22 protein-coding genes are annotated in these 24,631 nt (G+C 35.0%); 14 read left to right on the top strand and 8 right to left on the bottom strand.

Translation table 11 applies throughout. The features are described from left to right. Positions 1-130 precede the first annotated feature (130 nt). From BCR21_RS02905 to BCR21_RS02880, 6 genes are all read left to right on the top strand, one after another. A complete protein-coding gene (locus BCR21_RS02905) occupies positions 131-796 on the top strand; it encodes an MgtC/SapB family protein (RefSeq protein ID WP_084013202.1) in 666 nt (221 codons plus the stop codon). Between the two features lie 83 nt (positions 797-879). Next, positions 880-1,326 (top strand): GNAT family N-acetyltransferase, encoded by a 447-nt coding sequence (locus BCR21_RS02900; RefSeq protein ID WP_240488057.1) that lies wholly within the window; start codon positions 880-882, stop codon positions 1,324-1,326. 228 nt (positions 1,327-1,554) lie between these two features. Then, positions 1,555-4,215, top strand: coding sequence for a magnesium-translocating P-type ATPase (gene mgtA, locus BCR21_RS02895; protein ID WP_069645006.1), 2,661 nt, complete (start codon positions 1,555-1,557; stop codon positions 4,213-4,215). Positions 4,216-4,737: 522 nt separating this feature from the next. After that, entirely contained in the window at positions 4,738-7,341 is a 2,604-nt protein-coding gene (clpB, locus tag BCR21_RS02890) for an ATP-dependent chaperone ClpB (RefSeq protein WP_069645005.1), read from the top strand. Between the two features lie 124 nt (positions 7,342-7,465). Further along, positions 7,466-7,906, top strand: a complete 441-nt coding sequence (locus BCR21_RS02885) for a MarR family winged helix-turn-helix transcriptional regulator (protein ID WP_069645004.1) — start codon at positions 7,466-7,468, stop codon at positions 7,904-7,906. 150 nt (positions 7,907-8,056) lie between these two features. Continuing rightward, positions 8,057-8,461 (top strand): organic hydroperoxide resistance protein, encoded by a 405-nt coding sequence (locus BCR21_RS02880; protein ID WP_069645003.1) that lies wholly within the window; start codon positions 8,057-8,059, stop codon positions 8,459-8,461. Between the two features lie 43 nt (positions 8,462-8,504). Here BCR21_RS02880 and BCR21_RS02875 read toward each other — a convergent pair whose 3' ends face one another. Genes BCR21_RS02875 through BCR21_RS02860 form a run of 4 tightly spaced genes read right to left on the bottom strand, consistent with a single transcriptional unit; the run spans position 8,505 to position 11,206 of the window. Beyond that, a complete protein-coding gene (locus BCR21_RS02875; RefSeq protein ID WP_069645002.1) occupies positions 8,505-9,182 on the bottom strand; it encodes a DUF2238 domain-containing protein in 678 nt (225 codons plus the stop codon). A gap of 19 nt (positions 9,183-9,201) precedes the next feature. Beyond that, positions 9,202-9,681 (bottom strand): nucleoside 2-deoxyribosyltransferase, encoded by a 480-nt coding sequence (locus tag BCR21_RS02870; RefSeq protein WP_069645001.1) that lies wholly within the window; start codon positions 9,679-9,681, stop codon positions 9,202-9,204. A 29-nt stretch (positions 9,682-9,710) separates the two neighbouring features. Continuing rightward, the gene (locus tag BCR21_RS02865; RefSeq protein ID WP_069645000.1) at positions 9,711-9,947 is read right to left on the bottom strand and encodes a DUF7662 domain-containing protein; all 237 of its coding nucleotides are present in this window, start codon (positions 9,945-9,947) and stop codon (positions 9,711-9,713) included. Between the two features lie 38 nt (positions 9,948-9,985). Further along, entirely contained in the window at positions 9,986-11,206 is a 1,221-nt protein-coding gene (locus BCR21_RS02860) for a GNAT family N-acetyltransferase (protein ID WP_069644999.1), read from the bottom strand. A gap of 292 nt (positions 11,207-11,498) precedes the next feature. Here BCR21_RS02860 and lepA point away from each other — a divergent pair, with 292 nt between their 5' ends. Further along, positions 11,499-13,334: a translation elongation factor 4 gene (gene lepA, locus BCR21_RS02855; protein WP_010761081.1), complete on the top strand. Its 1,836-nt coding sequence runs from the start codon at positions 11,499-11,501 to the stop codon at positions 13,332-13,334. Positions 13,335-13,504: 170 nt separating this feature from the next. On the opposite strand, the gene BCR21_RS02850 is transcribed toward lepA, so the two are convergent. Next, on the bottom strand, positions 13,505-14,623 hold the full coding sequence (locus BCR21_RS02850; protein WP_069644998.1) for a M56 family metallopeptidase: 1,119 nt from the start codon (positions 14,621-14,623) through the stop codon (positions 13,505-13,507). Beyond that, positions 14,620-14,994 (bottom strand): BlaI/MecI/CopY family transcriptional regulator, encoded by a 375-nt coding sequence (locus tag BCR21_RS02845; RefSeq protein ID WP_069644997.1) that lies wholly within the window; start codon positions 14,992-14,994, stop codon positions 14,620-14,622. The genes BCR21_RS02850 and BCR21_RS02845 overlap by 4 nt, the downstream gene beginning before the upstream one ends. A gap of 199 nt (positions 14,995-15,193) precedes the next feature. Here BCR21_RS02845 and BCR21_RS02840 point away from each other — a divergent pair, with 199 nt between their 5' ends. The 4 genes from BCR21_RS02840 to BCR21_RS02825 all read left to right on the top strand — a co-directional run bounded on the left by BCR21_RS02840 (position 15,194) and on the right by BCR21_RS02825 (position 18,324). Next, positions 15,194-16,099 (top strand): DUF5067 domain-containing protein, encoded by a 906-nt coding sequence (locus BCR21_RS02840; protein WP_069644996.1) that lies wholly within the window; start codon positions 15,194-15,196, stop codon positions 16,097-16,099. 59 nt (positions 16,100-16,158) lie between these two features. After that, positions 16,159-16,662, top strand: coding sequence for an LURP-one-related/scramblase family protein (locus tag BCR21_RS02835; RefSeq protein WP_069644995.1), 504 nt, complete (start codon positions 16,159-16,161; stop codon positions 16,660-16,662). A 52-nt stretch (positions 16,663-16,714) separates the two neighbouring features. After that, positions 16,715-17,695, top strand: a complete 981-nt coding sequence (locus BCR21_RS02830) for a DUF3829 domain-containing protein (RefSeq protein ID WP_069644994.1) — start codon at positions 16,715-16,717, stop codon at positions 17,693-17,695. A gap of 428 nt (positions 17,696-18,123) precedes the next feature. Then, positions 18,124-18,324, top strand: a complete 201-nt coding sequence (locus BCR21_RS02825) for a cold-shock protein (RefSeq protein ID WP_010772775.1) — start codon at positions 18,124-18,126, stop codon at positions 18,322-18,324. A 600-nt stretch (positions 18,325-18,924) separates the two neighbouring features. Here the strand turns inward: BCR21_RS02825 and BCR21_RS02820 are convergent. Beyond that, on the bottom strand, positions 18,925-20,289 hold the full coding sequence (locus BCR21_RS02820) for a TrkH family potassium uptake protein (RefSeq protein WP_069645548.1): 1,365 nt from the start codon (positions 20,287-20,289) through the stop codon (positions 18,925-18,927). Between the two features lie 272 nt (positions 20,290-20,561). On the opposite strand from BCR21_RS02820, the gene treP reads away from it, so the two are divergent. Together treP and BCR21_RS02810 are read left to right on the top strand one after the other, a co-directional pair. Further along, the gene (gene treP, locus BCR21_RS02815; protein ID WP_069644993.1) at positions 20,562-22,028 is read left to right on the top strand and encodes a PTS system trehalose-specific EIIBC component; all 1,467 of its coding nucleotides are present in this window, start codon (positions 20,562-20,564) and stop codon (positions 22,026-22,028) included. A gap of 250 nt (positions 22,029-22,278) precedes the next feature. Continuing rightward, positions 22,279-23,283: a nucleoid-associated protein gene (locus BCR21_RS02810; protein ID WP_069644992.1), complete on the top strand. Its 1,005-nt coding sequence runs from the start codon at positions 22,279-22,281 to the stop codon at positions 23,281-23,283. Positions 23,284-23,334: 51 nt separating this feature from the next. On the opposite strand, the gene BCR21_RS02805 is transcribed toward BCR21_RS02810, so the two are convergent. Further along, positions 23,335-23,691 carry a YxeA family protein gene (locus BCR21_RS02805; RefSeq protein ID WP_069644991.1) on the bottom strand — a complete coding sequence of 119 codons (357 nt, stop codon included), beginning with the start codon at positions 23,689-23,691 and terminating at the stop codon, positions 23,335-23,337. Positions 23,692-23,874: 183 nt separating this feature from the next. On the opposite strand from BCR21_RS02805, the gene BCR21_RS02800 reads away from it, so the two are divergent. Next, positions 23,875-24,579, top strand: coding sequence for a zinc metallopeptidase (locus tag BCR21_RS02800; protein ID WP_069644990.1), 705 nt, complete (start codon positions 23,875-23,877; stop codon positions 24,577-24,579). Positions 24,580-24,631 lie beyond the last annotated feature (52 nt).

The raw sequence follows: 24,631 nt of genomic DNA, 5'->3' as shown, positions 1-24,631 counted from the left end.
CAAAAGTTCGTCTCATTACAGAGTAACTAATGAACAATACTTGGCAAAAAAAGGGTGAATTGACCGTACTAGCGAATCACATCAAAAAGTAACAACAAATCTAAGGAAGGAGCAAGCTTATGAATTTTTAATCAACATTATCGCTAGTATTTTTGCAGGAATGATTATTGGGGCAGAACGGCAATGGCGAAAAAAATTAGCTGGAATGAGAACCATGACATTAGTGACTTTTGGTTCGTGTCAGTTCGTTTCATTATCCACGTTGATCCAAGACGACAGTAGCCCTACACGAATTGCCGCCCAAGTAGTTAGTGGGATTGGTTTCCTTGCTGGTGGCGTAATTTTACGAGAAGGGTTCAGCGTGACAGGTATCAACACTGCAGCAACTTTATGGTGTTCAGCTGCTGTTGGAAGTTTGATCGGAGCAGGATTTGTGATCGAAGGAATGATTTGTGCGGTGGCTTTAATGTTAGTCAATATTTTGTTGCGAAATTTATCTTTTAAAATGGATGATTTGACCGTTCAAAGAGAAGAGGAACAAACAGAATCGATTCATTACCTATCGGTTATTAGTAGCAATACAAGTGAAGTCATGCTTAGAACAGAAATTATTCAATTGCTAGACAAATATTGTTTAACGTTCACTAAATTCTCCTGTACTGATTTGGCAGGAAAAAAGGTAAGACTATTTTTAGAAATCGAAGCGACAAGAAATGGCACACTAGCAGTCAATACGATTGTTTCAGAATTATCTCAACTGTCGGAAGTCATTGAAATCAATCAAATGAGTAACTAAAAGAATGGAGGAATCAAAATGGTAAAACAGTGATGGTCAAAATTATTAATTGGAACAGTGAAGAATATTGGAGAGGCATTTTTTTGAGAAACAAGCTACTCAAAACCAGTGCTGGAAAAGAATGGATCAAAGAATTACCAGTCAATGAAAAACATGATATTCATATAGCTGCGATGGTTGAGGGAAAAGTTGTGGGGACTTTACTTCTTTCAAAAAGAAGCCGAACGGTAGCTCAAATCAAACAAGTTGCAATCGATGATCAATATCAAGGTTTTGGGATAGGAAAACAATTGCTTGAATTTGCAGAAAAAATGGCAGATCTGATGGATTTTCAAACTATATTTTTAACTGGTCGTAAGCAAGCTTGGGGATTCTATGATCATTTTGGGTATCAAAGTACAAGTTGTGCATACTTAGATGGAGAGGTAATCTTAAAAAAATTCGAGAAAAGTATTTGCACCAAAAAGAACGCACGAATGCTTGGAATTATCAAACACATAACGCTGAAGGAGATGGAAACAAATGGATGACAGTAGTCAGATGATCAAGGACTTATGGATAAAGAAATCTGTTGATGGAGATGCGCCTATTATTGTCTATTTGTTTCTAGGGCAAACAAGCAAGTTTCTCCGATAACAGACCCTCTTTTTCCATCAGTCCGATTCCTAAAATAGAGACAAAATGATGAAATTATAGATGGTTCTTATAAAACCAGTTGTCATTTCATTGATCAGAGTTTTAGAAAGAAGGAGAAATACATGGATAAAAGAGCAGTATTAAATAGAAAGAACAACCAATCATATGAATATTTTGCAAGAAACTCCGCAGAAAATATCTTAACATTTTTCAAGTCTTCAAAAATGGGCCTAACACATCAGCAAGCTGTGTTATCAAGAGAGGAATTTGGAGAAAATGTCATTACACATGGCAAAAAAACGCCGCTATTCATTGAAATAATCAAAGCGTATTTTACCCCTTTTACGATCGTTTTGATCACGCTAGCTATTATTTCGTTTATAACAGATTATGTGATTGCACCCCCAGCTGATCGTGATCTTGTTGGTGTACTCATTATTCTAGCAATGGTTTTGATCAGTGGGACTATGACGCTGATTCAATCGGTAAAATCAAATCAAGCAGCAGAAAAATTGAATAACATGGTCAAAATTACGGCAACCGTTGTTCGTAGAAAAAAACAAGTAGAACTTCCAATTGAAGAAATTGTTTGTGGTGATATCATAAAATTATCTGCCGGAGATATGATTCCTGCAGATATCCGTTTAACAAAAACAAAAGACCTATTTGTTTCTCAATCCGCAATGACAGGTGAAAGTTATCCTGTAGAAAAAAGAGCAGATTACAAGTTGAAAGTGAACAGTGTCGAAACAGAATATGAAAATATTGTCTTTATGGGCAGTAATGTGATCAGTGGTAGTGCAGAAGGAATCGTTGTTTCAGTTGGAGATGACACACTTTTTGGAAAAGTAGCACAAGATGTTTCTGACAAAAATCCTCAAACAAATTTTGAAGTTGGCATTAGCAAAACGTCGTGGTTGTTGATTCGATTTATGTTAGTAATGGCGCCAGCAGTATTTTTGATCAACGGATTAACAAAAGGAGATTGGTTTGAAGCGTTTCTGTTTGGTTTGTCTGTAGCAGTGGGGCTAACGCCTGAAATGTTGCCGATGATCGTGACGACAAATCTCGTCAAAGGTGCTTCAAGCATGGCAAAAAAAGGTACAATTATCAAAAACTTAAATGCGATACAAAATTTTGGCGCAATCGATGTTTTATGTACGGATAAGACAGGAACATTGACCCAAGACAAGATTATTTTGGAATATCATTTAGATTGTGATGGAAAAGAAGATAGCCGAGTGTTGCGTCATGCATTTTTTAATAGCTATTATCAAACAGGCTTGAAAAATTTAATGGATGTCGCAATCATTGATGCGGCAAAAGAGGAATTATCAATTGATTCTTCTAAGTACAAAAAAGTAGATGAAATTCCTTTTGATTTTAAGCGCCGTCGTATGAGTGTTGTGATCGAAGATACATCTGGCAAAACGCAAATGATCACAAAAGGTGCCGTCGAAGAAATGTTGGAAATCTCAAGCTTTGTTGACTATAAAGGAACGGTTACTCCTTTAACTGAAACCCTTAAAACAGAAATCTTGAAAACTGTTGAAGAGTTGAACGAAGATGGACTACGCGTACTGGCTGTTTCTCAAAAAACAAATCCAGCGACTATTGATGAGTTCTCGGTTTCAGATGAAAATGAAATGGTCTTGATAGGATATCTTGCATTTCTTGATCCGCCAAAAGAAACGACAAAGGCTGCTTTAGAAGCATTAAAAAAACATGGTGTCGGTGTCAAAGTATTGACGGGTGATAATGCTTTAGTAACAAAATCAGTTTGTAAACAAGTCGGATTAGCCAATGAAGAACTGATTACAGGTAATGAAATCGCTAGAATGAATGATTTTGAGTTAAAAACGATTGCAGAAAAATATAATATCTTCGTAAAATTAACACCTCAACAAAAAACACGGATCGTTCAGGTTTTAAGAGAAGCTGGCCATACTGTTGGCTTTATGGGTGATGGCATCAATGATGCTCCTGCGATGAAAGAAGCAGACGTTGGTATCTCTGTAGATACGGCAGTTGATATTGCAAAAGAATCGGCAGATGTCATCTTGCTAGAAAAAGACTTGATGGTTCTAGAACGTGGTTTATTAGCAGGTAGAACGACCTTTGGAAATATCATGAAGTATGTCAAAATGACCGCTAGTTCTAATTTTGGTAATATGTTTTCAGTTGTTGTTGCCAGTATCTTTTTACCGTTCTTACCAATGTTGCCATTGCAATTACTCTTCTTAAATTTGATTTATGATATTTCATGTATGTCGATTCCTTGGGATCATGTAGACGATGACTATTTGGAACAACCAAAGAAATGGGACGCTTCAAAAATCGGCTCGTTTATGAAATGGTTAGGACCTACTAGTTCAGTTTTTGATATTACGACTTACTTGTTAATGTATTTTGTTATCTGCCCTCAATTAGTAGGAGGAAACTATCACGATTTAGATCTGGCACAACAAGCGACTTTTATTGCGATTTTCCATGCAGGTTGGTTTATAGAATCTCTTTGGTCACAAACATTGGTGATTCATACCTTACGGACACCTAAAATTCCATTTATACAAAGTCGAGCATCATTTATTTTGACGACTATTACTTCTTTGGGAATTGCTGTTGGAACGATCTTGCCATTTACAAGTTTTGGACAAAGTTTAGGATTAGCTGAACTGCCATTAAATTATTTTGCTTGGTTAGGTTTGACAATCTTTGCATACTTGTTCTTAGTGATGATTGTAAAAAAATTCTATGTGAAACGCTTTGGAGAATTACTATAATATTGATTAAAAGATTGAAGTTTATTTAATAGTAAACTTCAGTCTTTTTTTTGTCTGAATGACCGCATATCTTTTGCTAAAATAGTAAGTTGCGTTATCATAAAAGTAGGTAAAAAAATAGTCAAAAAAAGATAGTTTTTATTTGACCTTTACTGACTAATTGAGTATAATTGATTTGTAAGGTCAAAATTGATCAGACTTTAGACCTTGAAAAAATAGTACAAAAGACCTAATGTCTTTTTGATAAATTAGCGATACTATTTAGATAGTAGTGATTTATGGGATGAGGCTTTGGAAAAAAGAAAATCTGACTGTTACCAAAGCGTTACAGTCAATTTTTCCTATTTTTCAGTCAAAGCTGAACAAGCCTGCTACGCTTTTAAGATTATCTAGCTACGCGGGCTAGCTTCTCGGAAAAAAGATAAATGATGACTGAGGCAAAAAGCACCTCAATCATAATTTCCTATTTTTCAGTCGAAGCTGGACGAGCCCACTACGCTTTTAAAATTAGGAGGTAATTATATGAACATCGAGAAAATGACAACGACATTACAAGAGGCAATTGCAGAGGCACAAAAGGTAGCTGTTACTCGTCATCATCAGGAAATCGATATTGCTCACCTATGGAAGATTTTTTTGCAGCCGAATCATTTTGGACGTAATTTTTATACAGATGCAGGCGTTGATGTTGAAGCTTTTGAACGTGAAATTGATAAAGCAATCGACGAATATCCAAGTATTCAAGGAAGCAATATTCAATATGGGCAAAGTATGAGCCAGAATCTGTTTAACTTATTAGGTGAAGCAGACAAACTTAGAGAATCATTTCAAGATGAGTTTCTAGCAACTGAAATTGTGATTTTAGCGTTGATGAAATTGAAAAATTATCGTTTAACCAAGTATTTAACAAGTCAAGGAATCACAGAAAAAGAACTACGTAAAAATATTGAAAACATGAGAGGGGGAGATCGTGTGACTTCTCAAAATCAAGAAGAACAATACAAAGCATTAGAAAAATATGGGGTAGATTTAGTACAGCAAGTGAAAAGCGGTAATCAAGATCCTATTATTGGTCGTGATGAAGAAATCCGTGACGTGATTCGGATTCTATCTCGTAAAACAAAAAATAATCCCGTTTTGATCGGTGAACCAGGTGTTGGTAAAACCGCAATCGTTGAAGGTTTAGCGCAACGAATCGTCCGTAAAGATGTACCGGAGAATTTAAAAGACAAAACTATTTTCTCATTAGATATGGGTGCATTGATCGCTGGAGCTAAATTCCGTGGTGAATTTGAAGAACGTCTAAAAGCTGTCTTAAAAGAAGTGAAGAAAAGTGAAGGACGTATCATTTTATTCATTGATGAAATTCACAATATCGTTGGCGCAGGAAAAACAGAAGGTAGTATGGATGCCGGAAACTTGTTAAAACCAATGCTGGCTCGTGGTGAACTACATTTGATCGGTGCAACAACACTAGATGAATATCGCCAATATATGGAAAAAGACAAGGCACTAGAACGTCGTTTCCAAAAAGTTTTGGTAAAAGAACCAACTGTTGAAGATACGATCAGTATTTTACGTGGACTAAAAGAACGTTTTGAAATTCATCATAGCGTTAATATCCATGATAATGCATTAGTCGCTGCTGCAACTCTATCAGATCGTTACATCACAGATCGTTTCTTACCAGATAAAGCGATCGATTTAGTCGACGAAGCGAGTGCGACGATTCGTGTTGAAATGAATTCAATGCCAACAGAACTTGACCAAGTAATACGTCGATTGATGCAACTAGAGATTGAAGAAGCAGCACTGAAAAAAGAGTCAGATGATGCAAGTAAAAAACGTCTAAATGCACTACAAGAAGAATTAGCAGATCTTCGTGAAGAAGCTAATGCAATGAAGATGCAATGGGAGACGGAAAAAGAAGAAGTCAATGCGGTCAGCAATAAACGTGGAGAAATCGATAAAGCGAAACATGAATTAGAAGATGCTGAAAACAATTATGATTTAGAAAGAGCAGCTGTTCTTCGCCATGGTACGATTCCGCAATTAGAAGAAGAATTAAGAGAACTCGAAGCAAAAAATGCCAAAGATAATATACGCATGGTCCAAGAAGCAGTGACAGAAAACGAAATTGCTCAAGTTGTTGGACGCTTAACTGGGATTCCAGTAACGAAACTCGTTGAAGGGGAACGGGAAAAATTAATGAAATTGAACGAAACTCTTCATAAACGTGTCATTGGTCAAGATGAAGCGGTAGATGCTGTAAGCGATGCAGTGATTCGTTCACGTGCTGGGTTGCAAGATCCAAACCGTCCATTAGGTTCATTCTTATTCTTAGGACCCACGGGTGTTGGTAAGACGGAACTTGCTAAAGCATTAGCGGAAGACCTATTCGATTCAGAAGATCATATGGTTCGAATCGATATGAGTGAATATATGGAAAAACATAGCGTCTCTCGTTTAGTTGGAGCACCTCCAGGCTACATTGGTTACGAGGAAGGTGGCCAATTAACAGAAGCTGTCCGCCGTAACCCATATACGATCGTTTTATTAGATGAAATTGAAAAAGCACATCCAGATGTGTTCAACATTTTACTCCAAGTATTAGATGATGGTCGCTTAACTGACTCTAAAGGACGAGTCGTTGATTTCAAAAATACTGTGTTGATCATGACAAGTAATATTGGTTCTCAATTATTGCTTGAAGGTGTAACAGCTGAAGGCACGATTCCAGAAGAAGTAGAAGAACAAGTTATGACGATATTACGAGGCAATTTCAAACCAGAATTCTTAAATAGAATCGACGATACAATTTTGTTCACGCCATTGAGCTTAGATAATGTCAAAGGCATTATCGGAAAAATGACGTCTCAATTAGCAAAACGATTAGAACATCAAGAAATCGAATTGGTGATTTCTGACGAAGCCAAAACGTGGATTGCTGAAAGTGGGTATGATCCAGCTTATGGTGCACGTCCATTGAAACGTTTTATTACAAAAGAAGTGGAAACACCATTGGCAAAAGAAATTGTATCAGGTAAAGTATTGCCGAAAACAAAAGTAACGATCAGTTTATTAGATGAACAGTTAGTTTTTGAAAATGAACCGATAGACGAATAAGATACAAATGAGGTAGTCTGTTTCAGCAGACTATCTCATTTTTTTATAAGCATTAAAAATTGATTTTAAAATCGATATTGTGTAGAATCTAACTATTAAACTAACATTTTAAAAGAGGGATCCAGTGAATAATAAAAGCAGACGATTAGAAGAACAATTGTGTTTTTCTTTACAAACAGCTTCAAAGCAATTTAACAGAATGTACGCTAAGGCACTAAAACCATTTCATTTAACCTATCCTCAGTACTTGGTTTTGCTTGTATTATGGGAATACTCGGATCAACGAATCTCTGATATTGGAGAAAAGCTTGCATTAGATACTGGAACATTGACACCTATGTTAAAGAGAATGGAAAAAAATGGCTATGTCAATCGAAATAGATTACCAGAAGATGAGCGAATCGTGATCATTTCACTTTCAGAAAAAGCGATTCGGCTAGAAACTGAAATTTATGATCAAGTAGAAGGGTGTTTGACTCAGCTAGATTTTAATGAAAAAGACTATTTTTCATTGATTGAACAAATCAATTCATTAAGTAAACAAATTAGTGGAATCGACAATTAATATGTAGCAACCAGACTTTGAAAATGATACCAATTTTTGAAGTCTTTTTTTATAAAATTTATGAAGCATACTATTGTACATTCGAATAAATATTGTGTACAATTTAATTGTACGATATAGCTGTGATAATAAGAAGTGGAGGAATGAATCATGAAAAAAATCTATTCAACAACAATCATCAATACTGGTGGAAGAGAAGGTGAAGTTTTTTCACCAGACAAATCATTTAGTTATCAAGTAACGTCTCCTGGTCCTCATCAAGAGAATAAAACAAATCCAGAACAACTATTTGCGGCAGCTTATAGCTCATGTTTCAACAGTGCATTAGAGCTTGTAATGGCAAAACAAAAAATCACATCAAAAAGCACAGTAAAAGCAACAGTTTCATTATTTAGCGATGAACAATCTGGTTTTCAAGTTGGGGTTGTTCTATCTGTTAAAATCGATGATGTTGATCGTGAAACAGCAGAAGAACTAGTGAAAGCAGCTCATGAAGTATGTCCTTATTCAAAAGCAACAAGAGGAAATATTTCAGTTGAGTTAGAAGTAGAATAGCATAAAAAATGGCAACTTTAGATGTTCTAAAGTTGCCATTTTTTTATTTATTCACTTTTCTGAACGCATACGCTTTAAAATACTCTGGCTTATGTCGTTGTGTAAAACTATAAACTGTTAAAATCAACGCACCAATCGTATTTGTAAACAAATCACCCATTGTATCCATCAATGCTTCACGGCCAATATAAGGTTGTCCTGCTTCCGTCATATAACGTTGCAAATTCATATTACCGAGTGAGTCACAAAGAAATTCCCAGAACTCCCATAAAACACCACATAAGCCAGCAAACGCAAATCCCATAATAATAAATAACCAAGGACTGATTTTAGAAAAATCCGACTCACGTAAACAATAGCCAATAATTGCGTATCCCACAGCGACTAATAAAATTGGACTGACAGCATGAAGAATTTTATCCCAAAACGGGACAATAATGATCAAGCGTAAACCCGTTCCAAGAAAAACAGCGATCCAAATGAAAAACCAATAATAAAGCCGAACCATTTTTGGGAAAACCAACCCTGTAAATTTTGTGAAAATAAATGGTACGAAGATCACAGCAATTCCTGCAATCATTTCAAACGTCAATAATACATATTGTTCAGTTGGTTGGACTACAAATGTTTTAACGATATTGACGATCAAGGTGATAACACCAAACGCAAGTAAAAAATGAAAGGCACTTTTTTCTTGTTTATCCTCAAATTCTAACTTCATATAAAAGCCTCCAATATGTTTATTTGTTTGATTTTTCTTTGATTAAATCTAAAAATGCTTGCTCCTCACTGACGATTGATCCATTTAGTTTTACCAAGCCAACGGTATACAAGTTTAGATAATGGAATTGGTTTTCAGCAGTATCACCTAACGCTGCTAATTTTTTTTGATTATCCGCTCCTTGTTGGCGTGTATCGGTGTATAAACCAAGCATTGGAATATTCTTAGCGTAAGCCACACCAATTTCAGAAGCCACACCAGCATCGATCGTAATACCATCTAAAACGGCTACAAGAAAATCACTTTCAAGAACTTTTTCAGTGTCAGCTAAAGCAATCATTTTACTATCAGCGTAGGCTGTTTTATCATTGATTGCTCCATTTTCTTGCGGTAAATAAACCTCAATTGAATCATCAAGTTCACGGATTTTTTTCACTAAATATTCATTATAAAGTAAGTCTGCTTTGGCAAACATTGGTCCTGCAAAATAAATTTTCATTCTTTCACCTCTACGTTAAGTTTGTGTTTTTATTTTTTTTGGAAAAAGACGAATTGATTAACTAAATCAACTTTATCCACTTGATAACCATAAGCAGCCCAAGCACTTGAAAAAGAATGCTCTTTTTTAGTCCACCAGGCACTATAAGTTTTAGCCAGTTCAGGTAGCACATGATTATGGGACATTTGTGCTTCTATTTCTGCAAATGATAATTGCATGTTTGGTCTTTTGGCTAGTAAGGTTGGAATAACAAGAAAGTCATTCATAGAAATCATCCTTTATTAAGTAATCATTCGTATTATAATCAAAAATAATCGCTAAAGTAAGCTTCTTGATCCGGTAAAATCCGTTCTAATGAATTCAAGGTTTCCTTATCCGTATCCAAACGTTCGATTCGATGCAGGTAAGTCGGACGGCGATAATTCATCAATAAACAAGTCAAGGTTTGAATGTCGATATGCACCGGTTGTCCTAACGGTTCATCTGTTACAGAAACTTGGTCATCTTCATCCCATAGTAAACTAAACACACCATTATTCCATTCAGCAACTGGATCGCTCACTACAAAATGAAATGGTTTTGCGGTGCTGGCATATGGATAAGCCAGCAGCATTTCTTTGACATCGACGATTCTAGCCATGTAATAAGGCTCGATCGTTTCTTTGATTTGGCTGTCATCTAATAAAAAGGCGAGTGGCTCATTTTTATAAATATCCCCTTCAGCCCAATCAATCATTGAAAAATGAGCTGAAATAAAATTCCACAACGCATTGCGTGCTTCCTGATTGATATAAAACATTTCTTTGATATGAAACACGTCTTCAGCTACCCAGTAAAATAATACACCTAAAGGTTCTTGGTTCGCTCCATAATAAATCGCCGCTGTCCGTTCATCTTCATTTTCAAAACGCCAATATTCTTCCCAGTTAAATTCGCTACGAATCAAAGCACCATGATTTTGACGAGCAAATTTTGCGTAAACAGTAAAGACATCTTCATGATCTACACTCACACGTTCGACCATTCCGGGAACCGAGACTTGCTTAGGTAGTTGAGTATCACGAATTTTGAAAGACAACTTATCCGACATGATCTCCCAGCCTTTTCGGCGATAATAAGGAATACTGTAAGGATAAAGGTACGAAATCCATTGTTGATCTTCCCGCATATTTTTAAGGGCTAGGTGGATCAAATCTTGCATCAAACCATGATTGGCATATTCAGGATAGGTTCCAACACCTGTGATACCGCCCATTTTGAAAAGGGTCCCGTGAATATTTACTTCACACGGATAAATCGCAATTTGGGAAATCAATTGATCCTCATGGAACCAGCCAAAAACTTTTGATTGCTCTAAAATCGGCTGTTTTGATTTGATCAACTCTTTTTTGCTTTCATAGCCGCTTTCTTCTAAATCCGCTTCCGTAAACTGGAAGACATAGCTCAATAGTTCATTGAACTGATCCACATATTTTTCATCTACTGATTTTAATTCTAAATTATCTCTGAACTCTTTTTGGTCCATTTTTCCATCTCCAATTGTTTTTCTACCTCCAGTATATCAAAAAAACGGGAATAAATAGAGTATTACTTACTAAGAAATGGTAAAGACGGATTTTTAGTTGCAAAATAGTGTGTTACCTTTTTGAAAAGCGTAATAGGAATAGTGAAACATGGGAAAGTTCTTTAATTCTGATGGAAATCTTGCTATAATGGAAAGTGCTGATTGAAAATGATCGGAGCGATGAGCCAGTACGATTTGATTCAACGAAATCACAAGCTCATTCAGCTTTTCATAAAAGAAATGAGGACTATTAATGAATATAAATGAAATGAAGCAAAGACAAGAAAAAATTCGTAACTTTTCCATTATTGCTCATATTGACCATGGGAAATCAACACTTGCTGACCGGATTCTACAAAAAACGGAAACTGTGTCAGATCGTGAAATGCAAGATCAATTACTCGATGCGATGGATTTAGAACGTGAGCGCGGGATTACGATCAAACTGAATGCTGTTGAATTAACATATACAGCAAAAGATGGCGAAGATTATATCTTTCATTTGATCGACACGCCAGGACATGTCGATTTCACTTATGAAGTATCAAGAAGTTTGGCAGCCTGTGAGGGTGCAATTTTAGTTGTGGATGCGGCGCAAGGAATCGAAGCACAAACATTAGCGAACGTTTATTTAGCTTTAGATAATGATTTGGAAATTATTCCAGTGATCAATAAAATCGATTTACCGGCGGCAGATCCAGAACGAGTTCGTACAGAAATAGAAGATGTAATCGGAATTGATGCTAGTGACGCTGTTTTAGCAAGTGCCAAAGCAGGGATCGGGATTGAAGACATTCTAGAACAAATCGTTGATTTGGTTCCCGCTCCGACAGGAGATCTTGAAGCGCCATTAAAAGCGTTGATTTTTGATTCAGTCTATGACAGTTATCGTGGGGTTATTTTAAATGTGCGGATCATGGACGGGGTTGTAAAACCTGGTGATAAGATCATGATGATGAATAATAATAAAACCTTTGAAGTGACAGATGTTGGGATTTTTTCACCAAAACCAATCAGTCGTGACTTCTTAATGGTTGGCGATGTTGGTTATATTACAGCTGCAATCAAAACTGTTCGTGACACGCAAGTGGGGGATACCGTAACGTTAGCGAATAATCCTGCGAAAGAAGCTTTAGCTGGTTATCGTAAAATGAATCCGATGGTTTATTGCGGACTTTATCCAATCGACAATTCACGTTATGTTGAGTTGCGTGAAGCCTTAGAAAAATTACAGCTAAATGATGCTGCCTTACAATTTGAAGCCGAATCGTCTCAAGCATTAGGGTTTGGTTATCGTTGTGGATTTTTAGGTTTGTTGCATATGGATGTGATTCAAGAACGCTTGGAACGAGAATTTAATCTTGATTTGATTACGACAGCTCCTTCCGTAATTTATCATGTAACAAAGACAGATGGTACGAAAATCGTGGTAGATAATCCAGCAGAATTTCCAGACCAAAGCTCTGTTGACTTTGTGGAAGAACCATACGTTAAAGCGACAATTATGGTGCCAAATGAATATGTTGGGGCTGTTATGGAAATTTCACAACGTAAACGTGGTGAGTTTGTCACAATGGATTACTTGGATGAATACCGAGTAAATGTCATTTATGATATGCCGTTATCAGAGATCGTGTATGATTTCTTTGACCGCTTAAAATCAGGAACAAAAGGATATGCTTCATTAGATTATGAAATGATCGGGTACCGTAAGAGCAATCTATCTAAGATGGATATCTTATTAAACTCAGAAAAAGTCGATGCGCTTAGCTTTATTGTGCATAAAGATTTTGCTTTTGAGCGTGGGAAAGTCATTGTCGAGAAACTGAAGAAACTAATTCCAAGACAACAATTTGAAGTACCGATTCAAGCCGCAATTGGTCAAAAAATCACTGCGCGCTCAACGATCAAAGCGCTACGCAAAAATGTTTTGGCCAAATGTTATGGTGGGGATATTTCACGTAAACGTAAGTTGTTAGAGAAACAAAAAGATGGTAAAAAGCGGATGAAACAAGTTGGTTCTGTGGAAGTTCCGCAAGAAGCCTTCATGGCTGTTCTGAAAATGGACGAGGACGAACCGAAGAAATAACCAGAGATGAATCGTTTGACTGCAAGCTAGTCTAGATATAATTGCACTGAATTTGCTTAGGGTTATTTTTTAACACGTAGTAGTAAAAATTGCCAACTATCTCCGTAATGGGATGATAGTTGGCAATTTTTTTGATTTCATTAGATTTAAACATCAGATTAAAAATTGTTTTAAGAGAAATGTCTACCTAGTGGTTTACTATTAGTCGTACCTTTTTCATTAGAATTAGTATCAGTTGTTTGTTCATCTAGTTTATTTTCGACAGGTGTAGATCTTGTCGTATAGACACCTAAACTAAAGGCAACAACAAGCAATCCAGCAACTAACAAAAAAGCAATTGATCGTCGGGGCTGTTTTCTTTTTTTAGCAAGTAACATCGAGTCTAAGCGTTTTTTGATTTCATTAGTATTTTCATAAAGTGTTACTGATCCTAATTTTTCGTTGTAATTTCCAGGATGTTTAGCCATTTCTATCAGTGTGGCACCATAGCGATAATATTCTTCTTTTGTAAAATGACGAGTTGTGGCTTCGTCACAGGCATATTCGCATTCTTGATTCATGACTTTTCCAATATAATATACAACTGGATTAAACCAATGGATACAAATAATGAGTTGCATAAACCATTTGTAATAGATGTCCTTACTCTTATAATGAGTGATCTCATGAGACAAGATACTATGAAGCTGTTCTTTAGTCAAATTTTCATGAGGTAGCACAATATAATTTTTTTTAATACCTAAGAGTAATGGAGAGGAGACTAACGGTGTCGTGTAAATATCAATGGGTGTTGTGATATTTTTATCTTCGCAAATCTCACTTAAAACATCAAGAATTTCTGGATTATCCACGGGTTGCCAGTCCGTTTTGATATATTTAGCAAAGCTTTGATATTTTGTGATTTTGTGTATCAGTAAACAAAAGGCGATAGCTAGCCAAATATATAAAATATAAGGTGCAAAAGGTTGTTCTTTACTGCCCATAATAATATTATCTTTAAAAATGACATTATCTCCAATAAAAACGGAAGAATTCCTCTTCACTGCAGAGCCATAAAGCATTTCATAGAAAGGAGATGTTTCGATTGAAGAAAAAAGCGTACCAACAAGACTCTGGCTTGGAGAAAAAGGCAAAACAAATCGCAAAAGAACAATCAATAATAAATAATATTGAGAACATCTTGAAATTTTTTTCTTCAAGAATACACTAGCAATAATCCAAATTCCAAATAAAATTGAACCCGAAATACTGAGGGAAACAAGCAAGTTCAATAGTTTTTCACTCATCATTCTTTATTTTTTTCCCAATATTCTTTTAATTCTTCTATTTCTTTGTTTGATATCAATTCATTTTCAACCAATGTAGCAATCAACCCTTTGACTTCTCCCTCATATACTTTTCCTACAAATTCTTTTGTTTCTTGCTCCACGTAGTCTTTTTCTGTTAAAAGTGCAATATATTCATTTCGTCTGCCTTTTTTTTGAACTTCTAACACTTTTTTTTCAGTTAAACGGGCTAGGAAGGTCAAAATAGTATTATTTTTCCATTCAAAATTTTTTGCATGTAACTCTTCAACAATCTCAGAAAACATCATACGTCCGTTATGCGCCCAGATTATTCGTAATATTTCTAATTCTGAATCAGATATTTTCAGTGTCATAGAGGTCCTCCTTTTTTTAAAATCTGTGATAAAAGTAACTTTTTATTGCGAACAATTCAATTATAACACGACTATTGACAAAATAGAAAAGTGCATGATAATATAACTACAAGATGTAGGTATAGAAGGAAAAGGCCTTTCAATCAATTCCAATTGTTAATTTATCTATATCAAAATAAAAAAGAAAAGGAGAGATCCAGTGAAGAGAAAGGGGTTGTTATGGTTTTTTTTTCTGATTGGGATTGTAAGTACAAGTGCTTGTTCAATGTTTAATAAGACTAAATCTGAATTCGAGACAGTTAACTCGGATAAAACTGTAGAATCGAGTTCGTCTATGGCTTCAGCAAAAGAAAAGGAAGAACGATACAATGAGTTGTCAAGAAATGCTAATTCCCCAAAAATAATTGAACATTCTAAACAATTTAATCAAGATATTAGTTTTGTTGCAAAAGTGGAAGGTGAACCTAAGCAAATTGAATCAAAGGATGAAACGTTAAATGGTCAGTGGTATATATCAATCTTCTTGATGCGAAATCGCGCGACACCTATTTATTTAAACTTATCTGATATCAAGAAAGAAACGTGGCCGAAAAATGGCGACATACTACGCATTACAGGAACGACAATTGGTTATCTTTACACGAGTTATAAAAACGAACGAGTCGACCTATTGGACATCAAAGCAAAAAAAATTAAGACATTAACACCTAAAAATACAGATGTACCAAAAAGTAGCACAATTGAAACCGATCAATATAGAGTAGAAATCACGGAGACTGATACACTGTTGGACGCTTTTGGCGAATCTAGTCTGGTAATTTACTACAACTTCAAAAATAAAAAAGAGTCTGCGTCCATACCACCGCTTAGAACTTATTTTTTCTTCAGTCAAAAAAACGAATATCTAAAAAACACGATTTTAGGTGACCTGGATAGACTTAATCCAAAAGCACTCAATAGAGATCCTTTGGAACCAGATGGAGAGATGCTATATTACGAAACGTTTAAGCTTCTAAATGAAGAGACACCAATCCATTTGGCAGTATATGACGATGAATATAACTTACTCAACACATTGGAAATAGCGGTACCAGCGAAGAAATAGAAAAGGTGTCAGAATAATGTACTGAAATAAAAGAGTGAAAAATAAAAAGGAGTTTTATTATGAAATATGTTATCAAACAAAAATTAGTTGCCTTAAAACCAACCTATGAAATTTTAGATGGAGCAGGAAATCCATTATATAAAGTAAAAGGAAGTTTTTTAGGAAGAGAAAAATTTGAAATTACTGATTTAGATGGTCAAACATTGGCAAAATGCAGGACGGATGTCAACTTTTTAAGTATTATTGGTTCGTTTTTAAGATACAATTTTAAAAAGTACCATATTTTAATAGATGATCAAAAGATTCTATCAATGGCGCGTTCGTTAAATATTTTCAGTTACAAATTTACTATTGATTCACCTATTGGAGATGTAAAATTAGGTTATGGCATGACGGGTAGTCATCAGTTTACGATGCAAGATAACATTATTTGTGATATTGATAAAAGAAAACTGACCTTAGGCGGTGATGAATATCACATTGAGATTGATGACGCTCATGATCAAAAAGCTTTTTTACTAACAACCATTGCTTTGGATCGTATCTATTATACGAAGCGATAGTCAGTTAAAGGTGAATTTTTTACTGAACAATAAAATAAGGGAAGTATAACTGATGAGAAATAAGGGTAAAATGTTCACGTTTATTTTGGCATTCAGTCTTTTAGCTCTTATGGTTAGTTGTGGTAAGTTAGATACGGCCAAAGAGAGTATCAAGAAGTATGATTCTGATTCGACTAAAATGAATGAAGTAGACAAGTACAATGCATATGTTGACTTATTCAATGTTTTAACAGGTGAATTATCAACGATTAAAAATTCTTATACTGAGAAGCATATGGATGAAGCGGGTAACTTTATACCAACAGGCGATAAATATGCACAAGCATTTACAGGAGCAACAAGCTTAGTTCAACCAGCGATTGAAAAAGCTGATAAAGGACTCTCAACCAAACCAAAAATGGATATAGATAAAGATGTAGCAGTCATGCTAGACTTTCTGAAAAAAGAAATATCGATTTTAGAAGAAATTGAGAATTATTACGAGGAAAAAGATTTCTTGAATGATCATGATGAAAAAGGAAAAGAGTTAAATGCCAAGCTTTTATCGGTATATAAAGAGACCGATGAACCGATTAAAATATTCTGTGATAAGATGCGGATTTTGATGGACGAAACGGAGAAGGATGATCGTAAAGTACATGAAAAGGAAGACAACAAAATTACATTAGGAATGATGCAATTTATTGATGCTGCAAAAGAAGCTAGAAATCTTGTTAATGATAGCATAGCAGAAAATGGTACGATAAATTTAACTACTGAGAAATATGCGGAAGTAAACACTAAAGTGTCTAAATCGTTAGATGAACTAAAAGCAGTATCTAAAGATTCAAAAGCGATAGAAAAAGAAGGTTTTTCTTCACCAACTGCAAGTAATATTATCGAGAGTTTTGTAAGTAAAGCATCAGAATTTAAAACTGCATCAAATGCACTCTATGGTAGTTTTGGAGAGGATGAGGAAGCCGTGATTGACGCTGTGGAAAATATACAAAGTAAATATTCAGCGTTAATTGATACTTATAATAAATTAGGATGATAGAGTGACAAGCTCACTGATTACGAATATTCAAAGTGAACTTTTACTAACTCAAATTGCTTTGAAGCATTTTTATTCTGCAATGTGATAATATGTGATTGCATGAATGTGCATTATGTAGTAAACTAAGTAAGTCTGAAAAATCAATACCTTAACAAATAACTATCCTTATCCCATCTCATTCGAGGTGGGATTTTAATATTTAAGGTAAATAAGGCTAAAAAGTAATGAGTTAAATGAGTATTTTCTCATAATTGAATATAAATGTATACTTTCATTCAATAAGGTCGTATACTAGGAAACGTAGTATAATTGTAATTTAAATTAATAGGTCATTTCATTCGTAAGGGTGTTTTAATTCCTCTTTTTTTTATCACAAAGGTATTGCAAAAATTAATCGTGCTAAAAGCACTAGGAGGAACACATTTATGAATACAGGTACAGTGAAATGGTTTAACGCAGATAAAGGTTTTGGTTTTATTACTCAAGATAACGGAACAGATTTGTTCGCACACTTTTCAGCAATCCAAGGTGACGGATTCAAATCTCTAGACGAAGGTCAAAGCGTATCATTCGATATCGAAGAAGGTCAACGTGGACCACAAGCAACTAACATCGTAAAAAACTAATTTAAAACTTTCAGAACGATCCAATAATATTATTGGATCGTTTTTTTTATCTATTTTCATAGAATGCGGAGAGCAAGTAAGTGTAGTAATGATAAATAAATCCAATTTTTAAATGAGTATATTATTTGCAAAAATATTTAATAGCTAGTACTATACAACTATACCAACAACAACCCTTTTTATTTTTTCATTTTACTCTTCTAGAGTAAAACTCCTTTTCCCATCTTTTAACAAAGGTGGGATTTTTTTATTAGCATATTTTTGAATAGATAACTGTATATGTATCAACCTATTTCCAAAAGATAAGTTGAAATATTTTTTATTTATAAATAAAGAGAACGTTTTAATTTGTTTTTTTAAAATTATTTAAGGATGGATGAGGGTTATTAGTTGATATTAATTTTAAAAAATAGTATTATAAATTCATACCAACAACAACCCTTTTTATTTTTTCATTTTACTCTTTAGAGTAAAACTCCTTTTCCCACCTTCTTTAGAGGGTGGGATTTTTTTATTTATCAATAAACACAGATAAATAAAAAAGTATAATTATAAAAAAAGAAACATAAAGAAAACTCTTCTCTACGTTTCTTTTTTATTTTATCCAATCATAACACTTTCATCTGGATATTTAAATTTAGCTTGCTGTTTTTGGCCTCTTGTGAGAAGTGAAAAACCAACAGTATAGATTCCGACTCGTCCAATGTACATCAACAGCATAATGATGACTTTTCCTGCAACAGTCAGATCGGGGGTCAGTCCCATTGTCAATCCAACTGTACCGAATGCAGAAAATACTTCAAAAGCCACATACTCTATACCAGAAGATTCTGGTATGTTTTCAGTGATCGTCAAAAGCATGATCGAAAGTACACATAATGTTAAGGTGATAAAAAATAAGGTTAAGGCGCGAAATACCGTACTGTTTCGAATTGTACGCCCTTGAAATTCGGCTCGTGTTCGTCCCTTAAAAATTGAAACGATTTGAATAACTAATACAGCAAATGTTGTCGTTTTTAATCCACCAGCAGTAGACCCAGATGTTCCACCCACATACATTAAAAAGATAGTTGTAATCAGTCCAGCATTCGTCATCTGCAAATAATCAATTGAATAATAGCCTGCGGTTCTTGGTGTTACAGACATAAAGAACGTATTTGCTAAGCGGTCAAAAAAGTTTGTTCCAGTCGTTAAATTGGCTGCATTGTGTTCTGTGATGAAAAAAAGAATAAAAGCGCCAATCAGTAACGAACCAGTTGTGATCAAAGCAATCTTTGTGTGTAAAGAAAACTTCCTTTTCTTTTTAAAACGTAACAAATCTTGCCAAACAATAAAGCCGAGACCGCCAGAAATAATCAAAGCCGCAATCACGAGCAGAACAAACGGTTTCGTTTGATAAGGAGTTAAACTATCGCCTAATAAATCAAAACCAGCATTACAAAAACTAGAGATGGAGTGGAAGAGACCGAAGAAAAGTCCTTTTTTCCAACCAAACTCAGGAACAAATTCAATTGAAAGCAATGCAGCTCCAGCTAGTTGAATCACGGCCGCCAATTTAACGACATAGATCATCAAACGAAATGCTCCTGACATATCATCTAAGTTAAGTGCTTCCCGTAATAACATCCGTGTACTTAACGTAATTTTTTTTCGTAAGACAAAATACAAAAGTACTGGCATCGTCATAAAACCTAAGCCGCCAATTTCAATAAGAATCATAATGATCAATTGTCCGTAGGCGTTCCAATGTAAGGCGGTGTTAAGTGTTGTTAAACCAGTCACACAAACCGCTGACACGGCAGTGAACAAGGCATCGATAAACGGTGTTGCATTACCACTGCGTGAGAATATAGGTAAAGTCAAAAGTGTCCCACCAATAAAAATCAATACAATAAATCCTAAAGCCAAAACTTGAACAGCTGACAAACGTTTCTTTATTTTTGTAGCAATCTTATTTTTTTTCATCTTTTCCTCGGTCATAAACACTCTGTAAAAAAAGTGCATTTTATTTTTATTTGATAAATCCAAGTTTACCATTTTACGGAATAATTTCCAGTGATTTGAAAAATAGAATCATGGTATTTGTTCAACTATTTAAGGAGCCGATTTGGTTGTAAGGATTAAAACAGAAAAAAGTTTTTGTTTTAAAAAGAAAACGCTTGTAAAAAATCAAATAATAAAGTATTATACAAATACAGCTAAATTGTATATACAAGTTAAAGAGAGGAGCAAAGGAAATGGGTAAGTTTCAAGAAGATGCAAAAAAACTGCTAGAGGATGTAGGGGGAAAAGAGAATATTGCTGCTGTTTCACACTGTGCGACACGGATGCGATTTGTTTTAAATGATCCAAGTAAAGCCGATACTGCAGCGATTGAGAAGATTTCGTCTGTCAAAGGAACATTTACAAATGCTGGGCAATTTCAAGTTATCATTGGGAACGAGGTACCGCAATTTTATAATGAGTTTTCTGCTATTTCAGGACTTGAAGGCGTTTCCAAGGAACAAGGGAAAGCAGCAGCAAAACAAAATCTTAACCCAATCCAACGAGCAATTTCGGTTTTAGCAGAGATATTTACACCGTTGATTCCGGCTTTAGTTATTGGTGGGCTGATTCTAGGTTTTCGTAATGTATTGGAAGGGATTCCATTTGGATTTTTAGATGGACAGAAAATCGTTGAAGTATCCCAATTTTGGAGTGGTGTGAACTCATTTTTATGGCTCATTGGTGAAGCAATTTTTCAATTCTTACCAGTAGGAATCACTTGGAGTATTACTAAAAAAATGGGAACAACTCAAATTCTTGGGATTGTTTTAGGGATTACATTAGTGTCTCCGCAATTATTAAATGCTTATTCGGTTGCAAGTACAGCAGCTGCTGACATTCCTTTTTGGGATTTTGGCTTCGCTCAAGTAAATATGATTGGGTATCAAGCTCAAGTTATACCAGCGATGCTAGCAGGATTTTTACTTGCTTATTTAGAAATCTTCTTCAGAAAAGTTATACCGCAAGCGGTTTCGATGATTTTTGTTCCACTATTTGCTTTAGTACCAACTGTTATAGCTGCCCATGTAATCTTAGGTCCTGTTGGCTGGACGATTGGAAGTTGGATTTCAGATATCGTGAATGCTGGATTAACATCATCACTTAACTGGTTGTTTGGAGCTGTATTCGGTTTTATGTATGCGCCACTTGTTATTACAGGACTGCATCATATGACCAATGCCATTGATTTGCAATTGATTGCCGATTTTCAATCAACAAATTTATGGCCGATGATCGCATTATCAAATATCGCTCAGGGATCAGCTGTTTTAGCAGTTGTCTTTATGCATAGAGGAAATAAAGAGGAAGAGCAAGTTTCGATTCCAGCAATGATTTCTTGTTACCTGGGAGTTACAGAGCCAGCGATGTTTGGGATTAATCTGAAATACATTTATCCATTTGTTGCGGGAATGATTGGTTCTGCATGTGCTGGATTATTCTCAACTTTGTTTGATGTTAAAGCAATTAGTATAGGTGTTGGCGGCTTGCCAGGTATTTTGTCTATCGTTCCTCAATACTATCTACCATTTTTCGGTGCAATGTTGATTGCAGTGATCGTTCCATTTATTTTGACTTACATTTTCAGAACAAAAGGTATTTTCAATAAACTAGATCCTGTTGATGAAGCGACTGGGAAATTGTTTGTGGAAGAAAATTAATAGCGGAATTACAAAAAAATAAAATATATTTTTATGAAAAGCAAGGTAAGAAGTAAATGCCTTGCTTTTTTTTGTTGTTTTTATAGATGAAGTGGTTGCATGTTTTTCACTTGGTAGTTCTTTAGAATCAAGATTCCCTATTTTTCTGTCAGAGCTGAACGAGCTCATTCCACTTTTCTAATAAAAACAGTTGGCTTTTTTTCTTCTTTCAGGTAGACTAAATAGTGCTTAAGAAAAGGGAGAATGACAGATGGATATTTATTTAAAAAGTGCAATTTTACACATTATTGATCGTGAAACCGGGACTCCGGTATTTTCAGCGAAGGAGTTAGATTTAACGACAGAATATATTCGTGTTTATCTAACGAGCAAGATTACAAAGCTATCAACTGCTCAAACCAAAACTGGTATTTTAGCAGAAGAAAGTTCGTTTGTTGATAAAATGCGGGGAATTCCGAATGATTTTATTCAAAAAAGCCAACAGTTGACTCAGCATTGGTACGATATTTATTCAGGTAGTGAAGACGCGCCGAGTGCGGATGTTCTTTTCATTTTATACGAATTAGACACGGTGATGCATTTAGCGATGATCAAATTAAATTACAAAGAAAGTTATACGCATTACGTGGATTATGAAGACGAAGCTGTTTATAATAAATTGATCATCAACCGAGCAATTTTACCTTCGAAATCACAAAAACCTGATGAAGGAATGACTGTTAACTTGGATACCTTGGCATATGAGCTTTTAGAAAAACGCTATGAGTTTTCAGGCGAAAAAGTTTGGTACTTTTCAGAAAAAGTGATCGAGTCACAACCTGCACCTTCAATAGAAGAAAATATGAAAGAAATCAAAAAAGCAGTAAAACGAATCGGTAAGAAGTTTAATGAAGATGAATTTGAATTGATTGCCTCTGTGAAAGAAGCTGTTTATGAAAGTATTGAAGAAACTGGAACGATCGACAACGAACAAGTTGCTGAGTTGGTTTTTAAAGAAAATATTTCAGCTCGGATGGCTTATCAAGATGAAGTCAATGAATCAAAATTTGTTGATAAAACGCCGCCAGTTCGTGAAGCCAGAGAAATTTCAGAGAAAAAATTTGGTAAGCAAAAATTAAAAATGAGTAACGGTATTGAATTGATTGTTCCGATAGAAGTTTATCGAAACGGAGATTTGATTGAATTTGTCAACAACCCAGATGGCACAGTATCGATCGTTTTGAAAAATATTGAAAAAATCAGTAATCAACTGTAATCAAAAAGGCCTTCATCGAATTCGATGAAGGTCTTTTTAAATGGTGTAATATTACTCGGTTAATTTCTCAAATGCTTTTTTGGGCACTTCTTTTTCCGGGACTTCTTCCCAGCTAAGAACACCTTTTCTAGGATTAACTTTTAATTTTAAATAAGCATTGATTCGCAACGGTTTTTCTCTAATTTCGTATGTTTTTTGAGTTGTTTTTTCACCTTGCTTATTAAATGCGGTATGTGTATAACTATATTCTGTATATTTTTCACCGTTCGAGAATTTTCCAGTTTTTATCTCAACTGGTTCTCCAACACGAGTGTAATAATCCTTACCGCCAAAATAATAATTGTATCCAAACCAAACACCTGCTGTTAAAAGAACGAATGGTAAGATAAAAAGTAAAGTTTTTTTCAATGTCGTCACCTCTTAAATGTAGTATGCCTTTTTTTGAGGAAAGATGCCATTGGATTGACTTAATATAATGTGACAATTTTGTTAGAGCATTCATTTTTTAGAGTTCATAAATTCGTCAAGGTATAGTTACACTTTTTTTAGAAACTCATGATACAATGTAAAAAAGAATAGGGGGAATGAAAAATGATGCCTTTTTATGGAATATTTGATCCAACATATATTTTAGTGATTGCGGGGTTGCTGATTTCAATGGCTGCATCAGCTTATGTAAATAGTACATTTAAAAAATACGATAAAATACAAAGTCGAAACAATATAACAGGCACAAAAGCAGCCCAGTATATTTTGCAAAAAGAGCATATAAACGATGTTGGTGTTCAACAAATTGCAGGAGATTTGACTGATAATTACAATTCTGGAAATAAGGTACTCAGTTTGTCAGAAGCAACTGCTCAGTCAACGTCAGTTGCGGCAATTGGTGTTGCAGCTCATGAATGTGGGCATGCGGTGCAAGATCATACTGGATATAGTCCGTTGAAGATTCGTGCGGCAATCGTTCCTATAGCAAACTTTGGCTCAGCACTCTCATTTCCGATCATTTTGGTTGGTGTGCTATTTAGCTGGAACCAAACATTGATTAATATTGGAATACTGGCTTTTTCATTGGCGTTGCTTTTCCAATTAGTTACATTACCAGTGGAATTTAATGCTTCCCGTAGAGCATTGAAAATTTTGTCAGATGGGAACATCTTAACAGAAGAGGAAGTACCGATGGCAAGAAAGGTTTTATTTGCAGCCGCGTTGACCTATGTTGCAGCAGCTTTAGCTACGTTTTTACAATTACTTCGTTTAATTATTTTATTTGGCGGAAACAATCGCAGAAATTAAAAAATGCAGGAGATTTTGTTTTATTACCTCAAATTTTAAGAGTGTGGTATCA

The organism is Enterococcus ureasiticus (assembly GCF_001730285.1).
GTDB classification, from domain to species: Bacteria; Bacillota; Bacilli; order Lactobacillales; family Enterococcaceae; genus Enterococcus_L; species Enterococcus_L ureasiticus.
The sequence above is the reverse complement of the archived record's forward strand: the minus strand, read 5'-3'. Positions and strand labels throughout refer to the sequence as shown.

What these genes read in the sequence shown, in the direction of transcription:
- mgtA (WP_069645006.1), top strand. Translation starts at nt 1,555, where the DNA reads ATGGATAAAAGAGCAGTATTAAATAGAAAGAACAACCAATCATATGAA.
- clpB (WP_069645005.1), top strand. Translation starts at nt 4,738, where the DNA reads ATGAACATCGAGAAAATGACAACGACATTACAAGAGGCAATTGCAGAG.
- BCR21_RS02880 (WP_069645003.1), top strand. Translation starts at nt 8,057, where the DNA reads ATGAAAAAAATCTATTCAACAACAATCATCAATACTGGTGGAAGAGAA.
- BCR21_RS02875 (WP_069645002.1), bottom strand. Translation starts at nt 9,182, where the DNA reads ATGAAGTTAGAATTTGAGGATAAACAAGAAAAAAGTGCCTTTCATTTT.
- BCR21_RS02870 (WP_069645001.1), bottom strand. Translation starts at nt 9,681, where the DNA reads ATGAAAATTTATTTTGCAGGACCAATGTTTGCCAAAGCAGACTTACTT.
- BCR21_RS02865 (WP_069645000.1), bottom strand. Translation starts at nt 9,947, where the DNA reads ATGAATGACTTTCTTGTTATTCCAACCTTACTAGCCAAAAGACCAAAC.
- BCR21_RS02860 (WP_069644999.1), bottom strand. Translation starts at nt 11,206, where the DNA reads ATGGACCAAAAAGAGTTCAGAGATAATTTAGAATTAAAATCAGTAGAT.
- lepA (WP_010761081.1), top strand. Translation starts at nt 11,499, where the DNA reads ATGAATATAAATGAAATGAAGCAAAGACAAGAAAAAATTCGTAACTTT.
- BCR21_RS02850 (WP_069644998.1), bottom strand. Translation starts at nt 14,623, where the DNA reads ATGATGAGTGAAAAACTATTGAACTTGCTTGTTTCCCTCAGTATTTCG.
- BCR21_RS02845 (WP_069644997.1), bottom strand. Translation starts at nt 14,994, where the DNA reads ATGACACTGAAAATATCTGATTCAGAATTAGAAATATTACGAATAATC.
- BCR21_RS02835 (WP_069644995.1), top strand. Translation starts at nt 16,159, where the DNA reads ATGAAATATGTTATCAAACAAAAATTAGTTGCCTTAAAACCAACCTAT.
- BCR21_RS02830 (WP_069644994.1), top strand. Translation starts at nt 16,715, where the DNA reads ATGAGAAATAAGGGTAAAATGTTCACGTTTATTTTGGCATTCAGTCTT.
- BCR21_RS02825 (WP_010772775.1), top strand. Translation starts at nt 18,124, where the DNA reads ATGAATACAGGTACAGTGAAATGGTTTAACGCAGATAAAGGTTTTGGT.
- BCR21_RS02820 (WP_069645548.1), bottom strand. Translation starts at nt 20,289, where the DNA reads ATGAAAAAAAATAAGATTGCTACAAAAATAAAGAAACGTTTGTCAGCT.
- treP (WP_069644993.1), top strand. Translation starts at nt 20,562, where the DNA reads ATGGGTAAGTTTCAAGAAGATGCAAAAAAACTGCTAGAGGATGTAGGG.
- BCR21_RS02810 (WP_069644992.1), top strand. Translation starts at nt 22,279, where the DNA reads ATGGATATTTATTTAAAAAGTGCAATTTTACACATTATTGATCGTGAA.
- BCR21_RS02800 (WP_069644990.1), top strand. Translation starts at nt 23,875, where the DNA reads ATGATGCCTTTTTATGGAATATTTGATCCAACATATATTTTAGTGATT.